We start from the raw sequence: 896 nt of genomic DNA, 5'->3' as shown, positions 1-896 counted from the left end.
TTTCCCGGAACCCCAAGAATGAAATGTTATTCGGTTCATCAGCTACATGGAAGCGCTTGCCCGTATGTAGTTGATGGTCCAACACCGTTATTTTGGAGTACTCACAGGGGAGGTAGGAAGCGGGAAATCAACACTTGTTCGCCATCTGGTGCAAACCCTTGATCCTATGCGCTACCAAGTTATTTACTTAAGCCAGGCAGGGATGAAACCACGGGATTTCTATGGGGAAATGCTGCGTCATCTGGGTGAGGAGCCTTTATTCTCCCTGACAAAAGCAAAACGCCTTTTTGAAGAGGTACTGCGTACAAGGGTAGAGCGAAGGGATAAATCTCTGGTTGTAATCATAGATGAGGCACAGGATATTACTCCGGCCATGCTCCTGGAATTACGCTTTGCCTTGAACCAGCAGATGGATTCTGTGTCCCTGTTTACACTGATCCTGGTGGGTCAGTCTGAATTGAGGAGGACTTTGCGCAAGAACAAGTTTGAGGCTGTAGCACAGCGCATCCAACTGCGTTTCCATCTTACCGGGTTGACTGAGGAGGAATCTGCAGACTACATTCGGCATCAGATGAAGACAGCGGCGATGACCTCCCCTTTATTTTCCGATAGTGCTTTGCAGTTGATCTACTCAGCAACTCAGGGTATTCACCGATTGATAAATCATATTTGCACGTATGCCCTCTACGATGCACAGCAAAGGGGCAGTGATGTGGTTGAGGACAAAGATATCGGGCGTATTCTTGCTGATATGGAAAGGCAGCGTGGCACAGCGGGGTAAGGTAATTAAAGGGTAAGGATCCTCTCAGTATCCATGACAGGTTTGGTTTGGGTGCTGGGGGGATCTCTACATTATCCACACTATGCACACTGACTGGCATTATCTAGCTAGACTT

Annotated in this window: 1 protein-coding gene; it reads left to right on the top strand. The window is 47.9% G+C overall.

Going from position 1 to position 896, the window contains the following annotated elements; genetic code table 11:
* The first annotated feature begins 73 nt into the window (after positions 1 to 73).
* Positions 74 to 781, top strand: coding sequence for an ExeA family protein (locus SSCH_RS07475; RefSeq protein ID WP_052835441.1), 708 nt, complete (start codon positions 74 to 76; stop codon positions 779 to 781).
* Positions 782 to 896 lie beyond the last annotated feature (115 nt).

It is taken from the genome of Syntrophaceticus schinkii (genome assembly GCF_000946815.1).
GTDB classification, from domain to species: domain Bacteria; phylum Bacillota; class DSM-12270; order Thermacetogeniales; family Thermacetogeniaceae; genus Syntrophaceticus; species Syntrophaceticus schinkii.
This window is presented reverse-complemented; position numbering and strand designations above follow the sequence as displayed.

Excerpts from the sequence above, each read along its gene's own strand:
- SSCH_RS07475 (WP_052835441.1), top strand. The coding sequence starts at position 74 with ATGGTCCAACACCGTTATTTTGGAGTACTCACAGGGGAGGTAGGAAGC.